This is a genomic window from Providencia sp. LY12 (assembly GCF_057621555.1).
The window spans coordinates 198,796-215,494 of sequence record NZ_CM172594.1; the positions used below are offsets into that span (position 1 = coordinate 198,796).

At 38.9% G+C, this 16,699-nt stretch carries 12 protein-coding genes; all 12 read right to left on the bottom strand.

Translation table 11 applies throughout. From position 1 onward, the window contains the following. Positions 1 to 21 precede the first annotated feature (21 nt). Complete coding sequence (locus tag ACY3ZI_RS00855) at positions 22 to 1,263, bottom strand: allantoate amidohydrolase (RefSeq protein ID WP_487375818.1); 1,242 nt, start codon at positions 1,261 to 1,263, stop codon at positions 22 to 24. Positions 1,264 to 1,661: 398 nt separating this feature from the next. Then, a complete protein-coding gene (locus tag ACY3ZI_RS00860) occupies positions 1,662 to 2,456 on the bottom strand; it encodes an FUSC family protein (protein WP_487375819.1) in 795 nt (264 codons plus the stop codon). After that, positions 2,398 to 2,661, bottom strand: coding sequence for an FUSC family protein (locus ACY3ZI_RS00865; RefSeq protein ID WP_249215492.1), 264 nt, complete (start codon positions 2,659 to 2,661; stop codon positions 2,398 to 2,400). Before ACY3ZI_RS00865 ends, ACY3ZI_RS00860 begins: the two co-directional genes overlap by 59 nt. 222 nt (positions 2,662 to 2,883) lie before the next feature. Next, positions 2,884 to 3,168, bottom strand: a complete 285-nt coding sequence (locus ACY3ZI_RS00870; RefSeq protein WP_036949907.1) for a helix-turn-helix domain-containing protein — start codon at positions 3,166 to 3,168, stop codon at positions 2,884 to 2,886. Positions 3,169 to 4,087: 919 nt separating this feature from the next. Then, complete coding sequence (locus ACY3ZI_RS00875; protein ID WP_487375820.1) at positions 4,088 to 12,430, bottom strand: Ig-like domain-containing protein; 8,343 nt, start codon at positions 12,428 to 12,430, stop codon at positions 4,088 to 4,090. Positions 12,431 to 12,758: 328 nt separating this feature from the next. Next, positions 12,759 to 13,184, bottom strand: a complete 426-nt coding sequence (locus ACY3ZI_RS00880; protein ID WP_211887054.1) for a YbaY family lipoprotein — start codon at positions 13,182 to 13,184, stop codon at positions 12,759 to 12,761. Positions 13,185 to 13,210: 26 nt separating this feature from the next. Then, complete coding sequence (locus tag ACY3ZI_RS00885) at positions 13,211 to 13,639, bottom strand: winged helix-turn-helix domain-containing protein (protein ID WP_132496834.1); 429 nt, start codon at positions 13,637 to 13,639, stop codon at positions 13,211 to 13,213. Between the two features lie 336 nt (positions 13,640 to 13,975). Next, positions 13,976 to 14,461 carry a hypothetical protein gene (locus ACY3ZI_RS00890; protein WP_487375821.1) on the bottom strand — a complete coding sequence of 162 codons (486 nt, stop codon included), beginning with the start codon at positions 14,459 to 14,461 and terminating at the stop codon, positions 13,976 to 13,978. Next, positions 14,451 to 15,131 carry a hypothetical protein gene (locus ACY3ZI_RS00895; RefSeq protein WP_487375822.1) on the bottom strand — a complete coding sequence of 227 codons (681 nt, stop codon included), beginning with the start codon at positions 15,129 to 15,131 and terminating at the stop codon, positions 14,451 to 14,453. Before ACY3ZI_RS00895 ends, ACY3ZI_RS00890 begins: the two co-directional genes overlap by 11 nt. Further along, positions 15,109 to 15,660, bottom strand: coding sequence for a hypothetical protein (locus ACY3ZI_RS00900; RefSeq protein WP_487375823.1), 552 nt, complete (start codon positions 15,658 to 15,660; stop codon positions 15,109 to 15,111). The genes ACY3ZI_RS00895 and ACY3ZI_RS00900 overlap by 23 nt, the downstream gene beginning before the upstream one ends. Continuing rightward, positions 15,644 to 16,393: a type III secretion system inner membrane ring lipoprotein SctJ gene (gene sctJ, locus ACY3ZI_RS00905; RefSeq protein WP_487375824.1), complete on the bottom strand. Its 750-nt coding sequence runs from the start codon at positions 16,391 to 16,393 to the stop codon at positions 15,644 to 15,646. Before sctJ ends, ACY3ZI_RS00900 begins: the two co-directional genes overlap by 17 nt. Positions 16,394 to 16,396: 3 nt before the next feature. Continuing rightward, entirely contained in the window at positions 16,397 to 16,693 is a 297-nt protein-coding gene (gene sctI / locus ACY3ZI_RS00910) for a type III secretion system inner rod subunit SctI (RefSeq protein WP_211887061.1), read from the bottom strand. Positions 16,694 to 16,699 lie beyond the last annotated feature (6 nt).

A 16,699-nucleotide genomic window follows, 5' to 3' on the forward strand; every position in this document is an offset into this window, starting at 1 on the left:
CTTTTCTATTTCGCTAAGGCTTTATTTTGCTAATGAATACAGGGTATCTTTCAATAGATTAGCGGCAATAATGATGTCGTCGAAATCAGTGAATTCATCAGGGTGATGGCTAATTCCATTTTTTGATGGTGTGAAAATCATTGCGGTTGGGAATTTTTGGGCGAGATTCATAGAATCATGACCCGCACCGCTCAACATGGTCATATAACCGATGTTTTGTTCAAGGCAATGTTGTTCAATACACTGACAAATCTCGTTATCTAATTTCACTGGTGCTTCTGCTGAAATTTCACGAATTTGAATCGAAACATCGTTGTCTTGTTCAGATTTTTTAATGGAATTTTTCAAGTGAGTGGCAACGCGAGCAATACTTTCTGGTTCAATGCCGCGAATATCAACCAAGAAGTTCACTTCACCGGGAATAACGTTCATGGAATTTGGATATACATTGAGTTTTCCAATGGTACCGACGGTTCCCCATACAGATTCACGGCAAGCCGCTCGATTTACATCGCTGATAATGGCGGCGCTGGCCACTAATGCATCGTGGCGTTGGTACATTGGGGTGGCGCCGGAGTGATCTGCATGCCCTGTAACCTGAACTTGGAAGCGGGTTGGAGCGGCAATTCCGTTCACAATTCCCACTGATTTTCCTTCAAGTTCAAGGCGCCGACCTTGTTCGATATGCATTTCGATAAAAGCGGAATAATAGTTATCAGCTAATTGGCACTGTTCAATTTCGTGGCTTGGATAACCCAGGCTATCGAGAACCTCGAAAAAGCTGCGTCCATCATCATCTCGGTTGAGAGTCCACTTTTCACGATCAACTTTCCCAAGTAATACTTTGCTGCCAATACAGGAAAAACCAAATCGACTGGATTCTTCTGCCCTGAAAATGACGAGTTCAAGGGAACGGGATAATTGCTGTGGCTCAAATTGCATCAGCGCGTAAAATCCTGCCACGACACCAAGCGTACCATCATAAGCACCGCCATTAGGAACCGTGTCCAAGTGAGAGCCAGTGCCAACAGCAGGTAAATCGGGATTTTTTCCCGGTAATCGGCAAAAAATATTCCCTATCGCATCTTGGCGAACAGTAAACCCAGCTTTTTGCATGGTTTCTATCATGTATTGGTGTGCCAATTGGTCTGTGGGTGTATAAGCCAAACGTGTCACACCTTTATTTTCAGGATAAACAGTAAAGGATGCTAATTTTTCAAATAATAATTTCATTTCATTAGTAGAAAATAATTCCCTAGTCATGAAAACCTCTTTCATAAATTGTAATCAGATATATTTAAATGTGTTGGAATAAATAGGATTGAAAATAAAAAGCAGAAAAGTATAAAAATTATTATGAGTACTACTATGCAAATAGAAATGGAGTAAGTCAAACAGAAGTATGAAAAAGAGAAGGTTGCATGATATTTATCAAATTACTGATATTAAACGAAAATATAACAAATTTTACGTTTGTAACAGATTGAAGTTATTAATGGTTAATTTAAATATTTTTTAAATTAACCCTCGATTTTTTCATTATTTATTGATGATATTTTGGGGTTCTATAATTTAAGTAAGAGATTTATTTTTTTTAATCAATTTAGAACGGTAATTTATTTTATTGTTTTCAATCTCTCGCTGATTGTTATTTTTTATATTCAATTGTTAGTTTCTAAATAATGCACGTAGAGATGAACATCATTATACAATTGACGTAATTCAGCACTGTTTTGTTGTCTACGTAATAGTGTTTTCAACAGGCGGTGAATTTTTTCAACATTAGGCTGTGGGTGCTGCAAACGTAAAACGAGTCCTTTTAGGGCTCGATTGTGTGATTCAGAGGTAGAAAACTGTTTATAAACTTGCATCAGATTGAGCCAAATAGCGTGGCGAACGGCAAAAAATTGTATTGTTCTATCAAGTGGATAATCACTTTTACGTGCCAATATTAACCCGCTAAATAGGCGATGGCTCATCTGTGATGTTGATGGTTTTTGCCCGGTAATAATCTTATTAAGACCCAATTTAAATTGTTGTTCACTGAGTAAAATAAGATTTTGGTAACGTTTCTTCGGATTTGTTGGGTAAATCCAATAAAAAGCCCCCATCGCGACTAACGGTCCACAAATAATGGCGATGGCATTACCGAGGCTTTCTAGAAAACTTAAGGTAAAAGGGTAGCTTGGTTGCAGTAAGATCAAAGAGACCATGATGTAATCAAAGGCGATTAAAATCAGTTTTTTGTGGGCAAAAACTAAAATTTCACTGATGATGACGGGCACAATGAATAAGGTCATTTGCCATGATGATGATGCAAATGGCCATAGGAACCAAGTACAAGTCAACGCAGCAAATGCCCCGAAAGATTGTCCTGTGAAGATGTTTTTCATAAACCTAGCGGGGTAATCGAGGGATGCGAACAGTGCGACCATCACCGATAACTGTACCTGCAAAACGCCACCAACTTTTTTCTAATAAGTTTTCACGCCAAGGTTGCGCGGATGCCCATACAGTCATAGCCGCCCATTGAGGGTGGGTAAGTCCTGCATATTCAGTAATAAATAGCGCGAGGATGGATGCGCAGGCGGTGATCATTGCAAAGCGTAAACGATCAGAATCAAATCCGAATCGCTGCATTAATGTAGCTGGCTGTGACATGGTTTTTCGCAGATGGGTGAATAAAACTGCGTATAGGGTAGTTTTGTGGAGTGAAATCGCAAACAGAGGCGGAAAGCGCCTATATTAGTAAAACAGAGCTCGAAGTAAAATAAAAAGTAAAAGCCTTAAAATAGGCTTTTACTTTTTATGCAAGAGCATCATATATGGACTTTTTTAAATCAAAAAATAGTTGAAGTTAATACGGAATACTAATTACGCATACTATGCGTAAGATTCAACTGATTCTTGAATTTTATTTTCGTATTTAGTATCTTGATTGTCTTGAAATACATCACAAAATATATCACTAATATTAACATCTAATATTTTTGTTACTCTCGCTAAGCAATCAATATCAATACGATTAACACCTCGTTCATAACGGAATAGTTGTTGTTCACTGATATTACACTCTCGTGCTAATTGAAACACAGTATAACCTTGAGATTTTCTTAATGACTTGATTTTTTGTCCGACAGCATAAGCGACAGGAAATTTTCTATTCATAAATATTCTCTATTAAATTATATTGTTGAGATAACAATCAATGTGAATTTTCAGATTTTATAAAAGTGGCTTAATATAATCTGTGCATTTTAATTTTGGGTTAAATATATAGTGACCCTCAAGTGCCACTCACTGAATGATATACTATCCTTATAATTGTTTTCAATTAGTCCCAAAATGACGCCTTAAATATCTGCATGTTTAAGATTATTGATTTTAAATATTTATCCTAAGAATTATTTTTTCATTTTCAATGATTTAAATTTAAATTTATGCAATATCATAACAAATGTAAATTTTAGTGTATTGTTTTTGATCAATATAGTCTGTTTGTAATTTCGATTATTACGATATATAAACCCAAAAAAACAGAAAATAAAACATTAACAATATTGTGTTTTTATATTTAATCTCTGCGATTTGGCTTAATTATTTTGGGTTTTAGGTTTATTCCATAAAGACATCAATCTAGGAAGATCGTTATTTGATCAATTTTTTTGTGACTTTTTGAAATATGTAGGTTCTAGGCATCTTAATAGAAATAAAAATATTTTTATTTTTATTTTCTTTTTTTGTTTCTAGCGTGATAGTTATTTTAGTATCAAAGATTTGGTGAGCTAGTGAGAGCTTTTTATGATGATTAACATTAAAACTTTGAATTAATCTTTTTAAGTCAAATTGTACTAAATGGTCTGCCACTTTAGTAGTAAAGGATTTCCCATTTTAATCTTCGTAGTATAAATATTCGCTATACGGCTATCGATAAAGTAATAAAAATCATATTTTGAACTATATATATTTTTAAAAATATCTAATACCTTACGAGTATTTACTTAGGAATTGCTATTTGTTGAACGAGGTAAAGCGGGAGGGTAATAAAAAAACAGGGTGCAAAGCACCCTGTGATGATCAATTATCATTATGTATTTGTACCATTCCATTTGAAGTAGTGCTTAACAACAAATTCTTTACCCATAAAGTTAAGGGTTGTTGACATGTTTCCCCCTCCTTTATGATTTTCATAACAGTTTGGATAGATAACTTTTCTATAAATATCAGAATTATCATATAGATATTCACCATTATTGTTTGGTGATTGGATGGTTGGGTAGCTTATTGATAAGCTGCGGTCGTTATCATATTCACCTCGAAGAATGTCATGTTTTACAGAAATAGGTGCTAATAAATTACTACCTCGAAGGTCGATACTATACGATGGCTTAATCACAAGGTCGACGGTATGATCTAGTGTATAGTAAGCACATTTAGATTTCTCGGTGGTTTTGTTTTCTCTAAAATATTTGGGACTGTAGCTAAATTTTTGTTGCCCAATCTCTTGTGGTGAAGTGACTTGGACTGGTGTGTTTAGTACCTCGAATTCATTCTTGAGTTTATGGCTAGACTTACCAATGGCAGTGATTGTGACCTTTAAATTTTGGGTAGATTTTAAATACTCAGCTTTAGGGGAAATAATAATTCTTTGCACACCCGGTTTAATTTCAACAGGGTGCTCAAATGTATTTCCTGTTGGTTCGGTGATGATAGCTTTAATCTCTTTGGCACTATCAAATTCGCTACTACTTGTGAGCGACCAACTAATTTCTATGTTGTCATTGGTATAAACCGGAGACCAGCTTTTGGCTCCTTCAATTTTTTTGCCGTTATTCCCATAGCTGATGAGATTAGCGTTAATCGCAGGCTTCGTGTACACCTTGACCTTATAATCACCGCTACTTTGCTCAAAGTAATCATTGGCTTTTACTGTCATGGTTAAATTGGCTTCGCCTTTGCCTAAGCTTTGAATCGAACCATTTTGGGTAATGCTCACGACATTATTAGCCCCTGAACTCCATTCAATGTCTGCTTTAGGTGGGATAGCTACACTGGTTTGTTGTAGGTTAAAAAGATTACGCTGATCCGTGATTTCTTGCTCTTTCTGGCTAAAATTCACATTAAAACGTGCTTTTGCGAGGTTATAGGTAATATCTTGGCTTTCAGAGACAAACTGATCTGTCTCTTTGGAACGCACGGTCAGTTTTGCTACCCCTGGCTTGACCTGAGTAATTGTACCGGAAACAGAATCTATTTGGGCGATATTGGTATTTTGGCTGACATATTCGAGAGGAATGGTGGTGACATCCGTATTACTGAATGAGGTTTGAATATTGTGAGCTTGGTTATCTGACCAAATTGTGGAAATAGTGTCTGCACTGGTTAATGTCAAGTTTGGTTTGGCTTTTTCAACATCCACCTCATAGCTAGCCGCTGCGGATTTATATATACCATTTCCATCGATACGCGCCCAAATTTTGGTACGTCCCGCTTTTTTCAGTTTAACTTTTCCTTGCTGGTCAACGGTAGCAATACTGGTGTTATCACTAGACCAAACAGGCTGAGCACCGTTTGGCAACCCTTTAACAGCCTGACCATTATTTACGGCGGAAGAGTAAGTCAGACGCTGTTGCATGTTGTCGAAACGCAGTGTTGGGTTAATGGCGTCGACTTTGATTTCAATCGGGTTGGCAATGGTTTGATTGCCCACTTTTGCCGTGACTTTAGCGGTGCCTTGCTTCGTCGCAGTGGCTGTTGCACTGTAGCTGCCATCTTGGTGATTGGTGATTGGACTAATAGTAAAATCCTGAGCAGGGACATTACTTGTAATATCAACCGTTTCATTCAGTAAGGCGTTGCCAAAATCATCTTGCAATTTAACCGTGAACAAGGTGCTTTCTAGTCCATCAGGACCAATATCAGTTTTAGTGGTCGTAAAGGTAGAGTTAGTGATGTTTACGGTACCGGCAAGGACGTTAACCACACTGGCTTTTTTATCTTCACTTGCAGAAAGTGCTGCTGTCATCACTAATGCACCTACGGTATGGCTGGTGACCGAAATTTTAGTGTTACCGTTAATATCCGTTATTGATGAGTGTGGGAAAGGTTCTGCTTTACCCTGTAAGTGCCATGAAACATTCACCTGCGGCACTGGGTTATTGAACTTATCCACAATTTTGGCGGTATAAACTACGCCTTGGGCATTACCCGCCTGAATGTTATTGGTGCTGGTATCTAAGCTAGTGATTACGCTGGTGGCCTTGTCACTGGTCACATTCAACGTTAAAGTTTGCGATAATGTACTACCGTTGAGATTGGCTGATAATATGGCAGCGCCTGTTTTATCACTGCTCACAACTGCGTGATACACCCCTGCGGATGGCATCGTTACTGGAGCAATTCTTACCTCATTGTTATTACTACTGATTTGAATAGCAGATATTTGATTGGTTAATAAATTACCAAACTGATCCTTTAATATCAGCTCAACCGTCGCAGGTTGACCCGCCACAATTGTGGCAGGGGTTATATTGAATACTGTTTTACTGGTATCAATCGTACCTTGTGTAAAGGAGATAGTTGGGGCGGTTTTAGTATTTTGCGATGTTAAGTTAACGGTGATATTTGCATAACCCACATCACTACGTTGAACGGTAACTTCGCTACGTCCATTAGCATCAGTGGTTGTTTGGCTATCCGACAATTGGCTGCCATCGTTAGCCGTCCAGAATACGGGAATACCTGCGCCGAGTTGATTGCCGTTAGCATCTTCAAATTGGGCGCTGACAGTGACTTGATTACCGACGGTTTCAGTTGTTTTTGAAATCTGAATATCACCACGTACCTGAGCGCTTTGTGCGTTAGCAATCACGGTTAAAGGCATTTTTTGACCTAGAGTTAAACCATCAACAAGGACGGAAATGTCTGTATTACCTGCTTTGGTACTGTGTAATTTCGCACGATAGGTTCCTACAGGTGTTATCTCTGTGAAAGTCGGTGAGTTTTCTAAGCCCAAATCAGTTGAGTAATCTAGCGTGATTTTATTCGCCAAGTTACCCAGTCGGTTACCAATATCATCTTTTAGCGTAACGGTAATTTCAGTTTCACCTGTTGCTGCTGTTAATGATGGAGTGCTCAGAGCAACAGTGGAGGCGCTGCTAGAAACACTCCCTGCTAAAAACTCTATATTTTGAACGGTTTGTTTAGTATTTTGACCTAAAATGGCGGTTACGCTGCCTTTTCCAGCTTGTGCGCTAGTTAAAGTAATTTGGGCAATACCGTTATTATCTGTATGGCTAACGGGTTGTGATAGCTCACCAACATCACTACGCCAACCAATCGCAATACCCGCAGGTGCCAGATTATTGGCGGCATCTGTAATGGTTGCTTGTACGGTAATGCGGCTGATGCCATCAGCAGGAACCGTAGCATGACTGGTGATGTTAATATCCTTGATGAGCGCAGTGGCGCTGTCCGCGATTAAACCGAGGCTTTTCTGTTTGGAAACAGCACCATTTTTAGCAGTGATATCAATGGTATCAGCAAGGTTACCACTTACTTTAACTTGGTATTCACCTGTGTTAGCAAGCTCTTTTGAGTCCGTGAATGTAATGGCATTGTTGTTACTATCCCAATCAATTCTTTGCCCTGTCACTGGGTTATTCCATTGGTCTCGTAAGGTCAACGTTGCTGTTGCTTGTTCACGGTTATTCGCCACAATAGTTTGTGGTTTAATTTCAAAGAAACTATTTAGTGGGTTTGCATCTCCTGCAATAAATTGAATTTTTTCCTGTGCTTCACGGCGGTTAAGCAGTTGTGCAGTGACCGTCGTTTCTCCTGCGATATAGCCCGATAGTTCAACGGTTACTTGCCCTCGATTATCAGTACGGGTTGTATTTACACTTAGCGTGTTGTTATCACTGAGCCAAGTTACTGGCGTTTCAACTAATGGGTTGTTCAGGTTATCGACGACGGTTGCTGTCAGTAATACTTTTTGGGCTTGTGGTCGAATTTGCACTTGGTTAGCTGATGATGCAATCGTCACTGTCGCGGTCGTATTATCAGCGACCGCTTTTACGGTGCTCGAAATCGGTTGTTGGTTGCCGTTCGCTAATACTGCTGCAACCATAATATTGTTGGCAGCTTGGGAGGTAGACAGCGTGGCGCGAACCAATCCATTGATATCTGTTTTAGAGAACGGCGTGATTACGGTGAGTTGGGCACCATTGTTCGTCTGTAATTGAACATCTACACCTTCAACAGGGTTGCCGTAGTTATCTTTCACGAAGACATAAACATCGGTTTTATCCACACCATTAGCCACAATAGTTGATTTCTTGACGTTTAACGATGTGATTTGAGCTTGGGCTTTATCGGCAACAAAATGAATTTCTTTGGCCATTTTCCCATCGCCATTTGTTGATGCTGTCACGATCACCATTTCAGCTTTTGTGCTGGTAATGGTAGTGGTCGTTTCCCCTTGGGCATTGGTTTTGGTTTTTGCTTGGCTAAATTTTACTTCTGATGCACTTAAGTTAGATAGCCAGTCGGTATCAACATTAGAAATAGGGTTGTTATTCGCATCCACAATTTTTGCTGTATAAGTGACGGTCATTTTGCCATCAGCGAGATACTGATTTTTAACTTCTGGTATGACTGAACTGACTTTCGCCGTCTGTATATTTGCCGTAAATACAACGGTTTTATCAAACGATTTTCCACCGACAGTCACCGTAATTTTTGCATCTCCTGCTTGCTTGCTGGTGATGGTGGTTCTTGCCACACCTTGGTTATCTGTCATCACTTTTTGGTCAGCCAGAGAACCGTTATTGGTTGCAAATTGAACTTCAACATGTGGAACAACGTTGCCATTAGCATCCGTCACGGTGATCGCAATTGGATTACCTGTTACACCATTCGCAACGGATGTCATTGAGCCAACAATGATATCTGTAGGTTTAATTGTTGCAGTGGTTGAATCCGGTAAAAACGTAAGGTTAATGTCTTGTGATGTTGCGTTAGGTGTTGCCGCCGTAATCAGGACATCACCTGAAACGGTACTGGTGACTTGAGTCGTAGCAAAACCATTGGCATCAGTGAAACTGCTGATTTCAGAGAAGCTAACCTCATTGCCATTCTTATTTGATGTCCAATTAACCACGGTATTTGGCAGCGGGTTATTATTGGCATCTACAATTTGTGTTTTGACTTCAAATGGCTTATTACCATTGGCAATTTGTGGAACGGTATTGGTTGTCGGTTTCACAACCTGTGGAGTGTTTTTATCTCCAACAAATGAAATAGTCTGTTTAACATCTTTGCCATCTACGGTAATCGTCACTGTAGCATCACCAGCTTTATCGCTGGAAATAGCTGTTTGTGCGACTCCTTGGCTGTTTGTGGTCACTTTGCTATCAGCTAATGCTCCTTTATCTGTAGCGAATGTAACCTCAACATTTGGAACTGGGTTGCCTTTTGCATCCGTCACAGTAATAGAAATGGTATTTGCCGAGTTGCTGTTCGCGACAGTGCTTGTCTGGGATACATGAATATCATTCGATTGCACCGCAGCTGTTGTGGTATCAGGTAAGAAATCCACTGTTACTTCTTGTGGTGTAGCATTCGGTGCTGTGGCGGTAATGATGATGTCCCCGGCCACGGTACTGGTGATCGTGGTGGTTGCTAGACCATTAGCATCGGTTGTGGTGGTTTGTTGCGCAAACTGAACATCATTGGCGTTTTTATTTGAGCTCCAGGTCACGACCGTATTTGGCAATGGGTTATTATGGGCATCGACTAATTTCGTGGTGATTTCAATTGGTTTTTTACCATCGGCGATTTGCGTTATCTGGCTGACGGTTGGTTTTGCGATTTGCGGTGTCGAGTTATCTCCCACAAATTGAACTTTATGTTGGATGTCTTTGCCATCCACTGTAATCGTCACATTCGCTTCACCCGCTTGCGTACTGGTGATCGCAGTTTGTGCAACCCCATTAGCATCCGTTTTTACGAGGGTATTGGCGAGAGTTCCTTTATCCGTTGCGAATTGTACATCGACATTTGGTAATGGGTTGCCAAATTGGTCGGTAATGGTGATAGATACCAGATTGGGTTTTTTCCCGTCAGCGATCGAACCATTTTGAGTAATGTTAATATTTTGCGGTTTCAGCACCGAAGTGGTGGCATCCGGTATAAATGTCAGTGTGACGTCTTGTGGAGAGCCATTTGTTGGTGTTGCCGTGATCGTGACCTCACCAGCTTGTGTGCTGGCGATGAGAGTGGTGGCATAGCCGTTGTTATCGGTTGTGCTGCTCACAGGGGTGAATATCACTTTTTGCGGATCTTTGTTGGAGCTCCAAGTCACCACACTATTAATGATAGGGTTGCCATTTGCATCTTTCAGCTGTGTTTTGACTTCAATAGGCGAATTTCCGTTAGCTAATTGAGGTGTTTGCGTATTGGTCGTGGGCTTTGTAGCTTGAATTGTTGTCGTATCTGCAACAACGATCACTTTAATTTCAGGGAAGACAGCATTACGGGCTTTGGGAATCAATACAAAGCTTTCAGGCCTAGTGCCTGCGGTTAATGTCACTTCATATTGCCCTGCCGCTAAGCGGGTAAATGGGCTTATGGCGGTGTATTTGGCTGGTGGAGCTGCTTTTAGCCCTTTAGCTGGCATCGCTCTCTTCATTTTTCGAGTTGTGGCTCGCTCAAGCGTAATTTCTTTAGCTGCGAGATCAATGACATTTCCAGCTTTATCTTTAATGGATAACGACAGTTTTTGGCTGCTTTTACCGTTAGCGATTAAATCAATTCTACTGGATGAAACGACACTTTTTAGGGTATGAATCGCTGGTTGAGTAACAGAAAGACGGACAATAGCTTTGGAAGAGGTATTTCCTTTCTTATCGATGGCAATGGCAGTAATGGCGTAATTGTTCGCATTTTTGATATTTTTATAAGAAGGCAACACAAGGCTATATTGACTATTTTCATTGAGTATGTGTCCGCCAGCGGCAACCAGTGCTTGAGCATCCCATTTTATGTGACTTAACCCATATTTGCTGGTCACTGTGAAATGTAAAGGGATCTTTTCCCCTGCGTAGCCCGTGATAGAGTCCGTTATGTTTAAGTGGATGACGTCATTTTTTTTATAATCCAGAACGATATGGTTGTTACGACTGACGAAATCATAGCGATTGCCCATCAATGAACGAAATGCATTGACGGATTCCGGATCCAAATGTTGCTTCAAGCTTTTGCCAAATTGGTAGTTCAGTTGTAAACCAATTCGCGAATCTTTCTTGCTGGCTTTTCCTTGGCGATGTTCCGCATTGAATGTGATTAATGGAACCGGAGTATAGTTAAGACCGATATTGATGGAATACGGATCACGTTGTAAATTTTTGGTGCCGAATAGCGCAACATCATCACCATAATATTGTTCGTAAGTGAGCTTTCCACCAATATGTGGATAGGTAGGTAACCAACCCTCTGCGCGGAGATCCCATCCATTAGATGGTCTAGCTGAATGATCGGTTAATTCTCGGGCATTGCGCCAGCTGCTAAGACGATGGTAGCTGTTACCTGACAATTTTAAGAAGTCACGACGATATTCAACACCTAACCCTAAACGAGAATGACCACGTGAAATATCGTAGTCAAAGAAGGTATTTCCGCCAACCATTTGATTTTCACCATACCAGCGTGCCCCAAAGCCGAGGTTGGTTTCAATGCGCTGTTCTTGACGATGAAAACTACCTTGAGTAAAGAATAAACTTTCTTCGTTTTCATAAATTGGCAGCAGCAAATCAATTTGTGAATTTTTTAATGAAAATTTCTTATCCGCAACCAGCTTTATTTGTGAGCTACCAAAATGATTAAACCAATCTTGTAGATAGCTGCTTGCTGTGGTTGTGATTATCTCTTGGGCAAATGCTTTGGTTTTGTCATGATTAGGCTGCTTTGTAAAAAACTGGCCCGCTTTGGAAACAAACTGCGCCAGTTTAATTTCTTCTTCACTCGATGCTTCTGGTGGAATATAAACAGGTTTTTCGTTTTCCCATTCTAAAATTGGTAACGGCGACATAGGAATATCTAGCTCATCGCCGACTTTTAGGGTCTCGAAACTTTGAGAAAATGTTCTAAATTGATTAAGCTTACGTAATTGCTCCAAACTTATATTATATTTTTTGGCAATACTCTGAGTTGTTTCTCCCGCTTGTAGTGTATATGGCTGAGTTTCTCTTAAAGTAAGCGTATTTTTTTTGGGTAATAAAAACGTGCGTTGTTGATGGTTTTGCTCTGTAAATGCATTGGCTGCGACAGGTGCAAAAACTGATGCTAAAGGAAAACTAATTTGCGTTGCAATATTTATCCACGCAATAAATGTAGCATGATAAGGAATAAAATCCTTAGACTTGCGATTCATTAAGGAACTCCGAGAATAGAGGGTTAATTAAATTTCTTTGATGAGTATTCTAAAAATCCCTGAGTTCTAACTATCCTTAAGATTTGTGCCGTCATTAAAATGAATTGCCAATACTCAACATCATTCGATTTATATTTGAATGAAGTATATTTATTTTTTTGAGATCTATTTTTTGAATAATTTGGAAATTTTCTTCAAAGAAAAGCAATTCCAATAAATTCTAGTGATGACTAATTCTCTGTTGTGTCGATTTATGCATTTAGCAATTTTTCATTAGGCATTAAAGTATTTGAGTGCTGTGGTTACTGATGTTTTTTAATCTAATAAATCAAATAGAATTTACTTTTAAAGAAAATCTTTCAGATTTAGATTGATTTAATGAAGTAATTTGATTGCTCATCATCAGTAATTCACCTTTTTTTTCAACTCTCACGCTTAATCCAAAATAGTGACCTTGGGTTAATAGTGATTCCGGTAAATTAATGGAAAAATTAACCGTTCTCGCTGATTTTCTGGTTGTCATAGTATAATCATAATGACTTTTTTCAGAGTAACTGTTTCCATTTATTGGGGTAACCGAAACGGTAATTAACGCATCACTAGGAATATCGATAGATTGGCTGTAAACATCACCTTGAATATTAAATGTATTTCGATTTTGATTTATTGGGTTATTACAAGCAAATAGAAATAAACAACACGCTAAAATAAAAATTGAATGTAAAATAGATTTTGATATAGCAATTCTTGGCATGATTTTTCTTCTTTTATATGAATAATTTATTGATATGAACGATTAAATACTTTCTGAAAAAAACAGCGAACATACGCATACATGTTTTTCCGCTCATTAACTCTTGATAAAATTGGCATTTCTGATTTTTCGCCAGTATACAAGATACCAATTCTGGGCAGTGTCATGATAAGATTTTCATCTAACTCAACTTTCTTAAATGATTGTCGTAATTGTCTGACTAACTTGTAGTAACTGCTTTCAGTCACGATAGTTCCGCGCTTTTCCCAAATTTCATGCATCACCTCTCGCTTGCTATTCGTTTTTAATAACAACAGTTTTAAGAGGCAGGATTCATTTTCAGATAAATTCACAGTTCTTTTTCCACGAGATAGCGTTCTCTTCAGAGGGTCATAAACGACTTGACCACATAAAAGCACCATTGGCTCTATTTGATTGTATTCCATGTTATTCATAATATTTCCCACAGATATAGTTCAATATAAAATTAATTATCGACATCGTAATCATCAGTAAAATTATGTTGAATATAAAAAAACAGTAGGGTAATGAGTTGATGAAAAATTAAGGCGTTTTTTTAAATTCGAACAATGTGTTTTGGTGATGTAAATTTAAACTACTATCTGTGAGTGTATATATCAATTTCAAATTTATTTTTTTTATGTTTTTTAAAAAGAAGGGAGTTAAAAAGCTTAGGTTATAAAAAATGCACTCTAAGCTTATAAATATTCGTCGGTGAGGCGTTAAGTAATTAACTAATCTAATAGTACAATGTCATCTAATCATTGGCGTTATATGATTGATGAATCTTCATCTTCATCGCCATCAAGATTGAAGCTAGTCATGTTTTTATTTAATTGCTCAGTAAATGGAGTATTCATTAAACTTATCGACATATAACGTTGAATGGCTTTAGTGAAATATTTATATAAAGCAGAGTCAGATTCAGATGAAGACTTTAATGTTTGGACAATTTGAGTAATGAATGATTCTTTATCATTACGGTTTAAATTCACCATGGTTTTAAACACTAATGCGAATCGTGTTTTATCACTATCCTGGTGTTTAAATTCACTAATAAAACTTTGTATTTTAGTGTTTTTATCCTCAGAAATGTGGGGGATATTTTTTGCCTGATAGTTCTGTATCTCTTTCATGTTGATATGGGAATTCCAAAGGGTACTCATTTTAGTGTGTAGGTCGGATAGACTCGATGGCGTATTGCCATGAGTACGCGAAGCTGACAAAGTATTTAGCAAATTAGAGTCAATTTTCATCTTTTTCCCTCCGTGTTTTTTCTTGCTGAATTAGCCGTTTTTGTTGAATTAGCTGTTTTTCTTGAATTAACAGTGCATAAGCTTGTTTATGTTGTTGCAACGTTAAACAACGGGTCGAAATCGGAAAAATATGCGGTAATATTTTCTCTGCTGCCAGTTTTGGCGTGAATTGTGTAATTTCATTATTCACTTCTAGCGTGATTGAATTATCGGGGCTGGCACATATTTTGACGCCGTTAGATAGAGTGCTTATCTTGGCTTGCAATGATGCCGGTATGTGTAATTGAACATGGCAAGCTTCGGATTGTAATTGAGCAAAGTGTTCTACCACAATTTCCTGTAGACGCGCGTCAGTAAATAAACCGATGAGTAATTGAGTTAATTGGCTTTCTGTTTGGCTCACCTGATTTTGGTATTGGGCTTCACTGTCATTGAGGGCACCAATAAAATCATTCAAAAGCTGTGTTAATCCATCTTGGTAGCCTTGTTGATAGGCAATAGCATGAATACTTTTCTCAGACTGTTGAGCTTGTTGAATATGTGCTTTGGCTTTTTGATGTGCCTGTTTAACAACCGACTGGGCATATCTATTGGAGTCTAAAACCGGAGACTTAATCAGCACATTTTCAATTAAAGTCTGCTGAATATTAGGTTGTGTGTTCTCTGACATAGCGGCAAGTTTCTTCAATAATATTCCAAGGTAGCAGAGTGGAAGCCGTGTGAGGGATCATCTGCTGTGTGCTGCGGCTAAACATATATTTTGCGCGGATAGCATAGCCGTGACTAAAGGTGTTTAAACACATCAAAAGCTGCTCAGCGCCCAGCGCAAGTAAATGCTGAGGCGTATCGATGGAATGTGTTATGTCTTGCCATAAGGGATGGCTAAATTTCTGATGCAATTGTCGATATTGAGATAGCTCTCCCCACCAAGGCAGAGGACTTGGGTGCTGAATAACCCCCAAACCCCATGCGACAGAAGGTAATAATGACCAATTTTCGGCAAGTATTTCGGGTAATATCAACGTTTTTTCATCGGGTAAATCTAATTGATATTGCTCAATAAGCTGCAAGTTTTGCAGCTGTTGTAGCGGAACGGGTAGCTGATGATAATGCTCATCAACAAACTCCGAGTGAAAATAATCCCCCGGTGCTAAGAAAATATTTTTTTGGTCAATCAGTAGCTTACTCAAATGGGGCATGGCTTGATTTCTCCACCTCTTCTTCATCACTTGGTTTATTGTTGCGATGGTATAGATACAACCCAAGTGCAATTAGCATGCCGATTAATGCAGTGATTAAAGCAGAGGCAATCACGGGATTAAATGCTGGTGTTGGGCCATTTTTTGTTTGATACAGCAGCGGAGGGCGACTGACTATCACGACAGAAACATTGTCATAGGTGGTTTCGGCAAAGCTATTATTGAGGAATAACTTAATCTTATTCATCATCACTTTCGGGTCTTCATTACCTGAGTAAGTCACGAGACTGGAAACTTTTTGCGCCTGTTTTACGGGGCCATTACCTGAGATAGGGTAGCTCACATGGACTCTCGCATTGACCACATTAGGAATGGTTAGTAAAGACTGCTCAAGCCGTTGTTCAATCAAAGATAATAATCGCGTTCGTTCAGCTTGCGGTGAGGCAACCAATGAATCTCCAGGAAAGGCATCAATAATTTCTACTGGATTTTTGGATGGCAGGTTGTATTGACGTAAAAGATCCACCGCAATAACAAAATCGTCAGGTGCTACACGAATCGAGTCTCCATTTTTAGAATCCTGTTTACGCTTAGCATCAACCCCGTGCTCTTGCAAAATCGCAAGCACTTCGTTGCTTTGGCGCTGGCTTAAATTGCTCAGTAATAGCTGGTTATCACAGCCGAGTAGTAAGCCAATAAACCCGATCAATAGGAATTTCTTTAATATATTCATGGTCTATTGTGCTTTTAATACCGTATCGATGGCAGAAACACTTTTATGTGTGAGTGTACTGACCATATTCAAGGCGAGGCTGTAATTACCGACTTGGTTTTGTAATTCCAATAATTTAGCGGGGTCGCTTGGGTCAACGGTATTCATTTTCTCCAGAAGATCCGCTTTTTCTTGGCTCACAGAGGTCGTGTACTCAGCAAATAACTGTTTCACTTTATCTTCCAATGGGATAGCCGCTGGAGTAACAGGTGCAATTTCAGCGATATTTGATAATACTGAGACAGGATTAATAGGTAACATAAGTAT

What these genes read in the sequence shown, in the direction of transcription:
- ACY3ZI_RS00900 (WP_487375823.1), bottom strand. Translation starts at nt 15,660, where the DNA reads ATGCCCCATTTGAGTAAGCTACTGATTGACCAAAAAAATATTTTCTTA.
- ACY3ZI_RS00885 (WP_132496834.1), bottom strand. Translation starts at nt 13,639, where the DNA reads ATGAATAACATGGAATACAATCAAATAGAGCCAATGGTGCTTTTATGT.
- ACY3ZI_RS00890 (WP_487375821.1), bottom strand. Translation starts at nt 14,461, where the DNA reads ATGAAAATTGACTCTAATTTGCTAAATACTTTGTCAGCTTCGCGTACT.
- ACY3ZI_RS00855 (WP_487375818.1), bottom strand. Translation starts at nt 1,263, where the DNA reads ATGACTAGGGAATTATTTTCTACTAATGAAATGAAATTATTATTTGAA.
- ACY3ZI_RS00895 (WP_487375822.1), bottom strand. Translation starts at nt 15,131, where the DNA reads ATGTCAGAGAACACACAACCTAATATTCAGCAGACTTTAATTGAAAAT.
- ACY3ZI_RS00865 (WP_249215492.1), bottom strand. Translation starts at nt 2,661, where the DNA reads ATGTCACAGCCAGCTACATTAATGCAGCGATTCGGATTTGATTCTGAT.
- ACY3ZI_RS00880 (WP_211887054.1), bottom strand. Translation starts at nt 13,184, where the DNA reads ATGCCAAGAATTGCTATATCAAAATCTATTTTACATTCAATTTTTATT.
- ACY3ZI_RS00875 (WP_487375820.1), bottom strand. Translation starts at nt 12,430, where the DNA reads ATGAATCGCAAGTCTAAGGATTTTATTCCTTATCATGCTACATTTATT.
- ACY3ZI_RS00870 (WP_036949907.1), bottom strand. Translation starts at nt 3,168, where the DNA reads ATGAATAGAAAATTTCCTGTCGCTTATGCTGTCGGACAAAAAATCAAG.
- sctJ (WP_487375824.1), bottom strand. Translation starts at nt 16,393, where the DNA reads ATGAATATATTAAAGAAATTCCTATTGATCGGGTTTATTGGCTTACTA.
- sctI (WP_211887061.1), bottom strand. Translation starts at nt 16,693, where the DNA reads ATGTTACCTATTAATCCTGTCTCAGTATTATCAAATATCGCTGAAATT.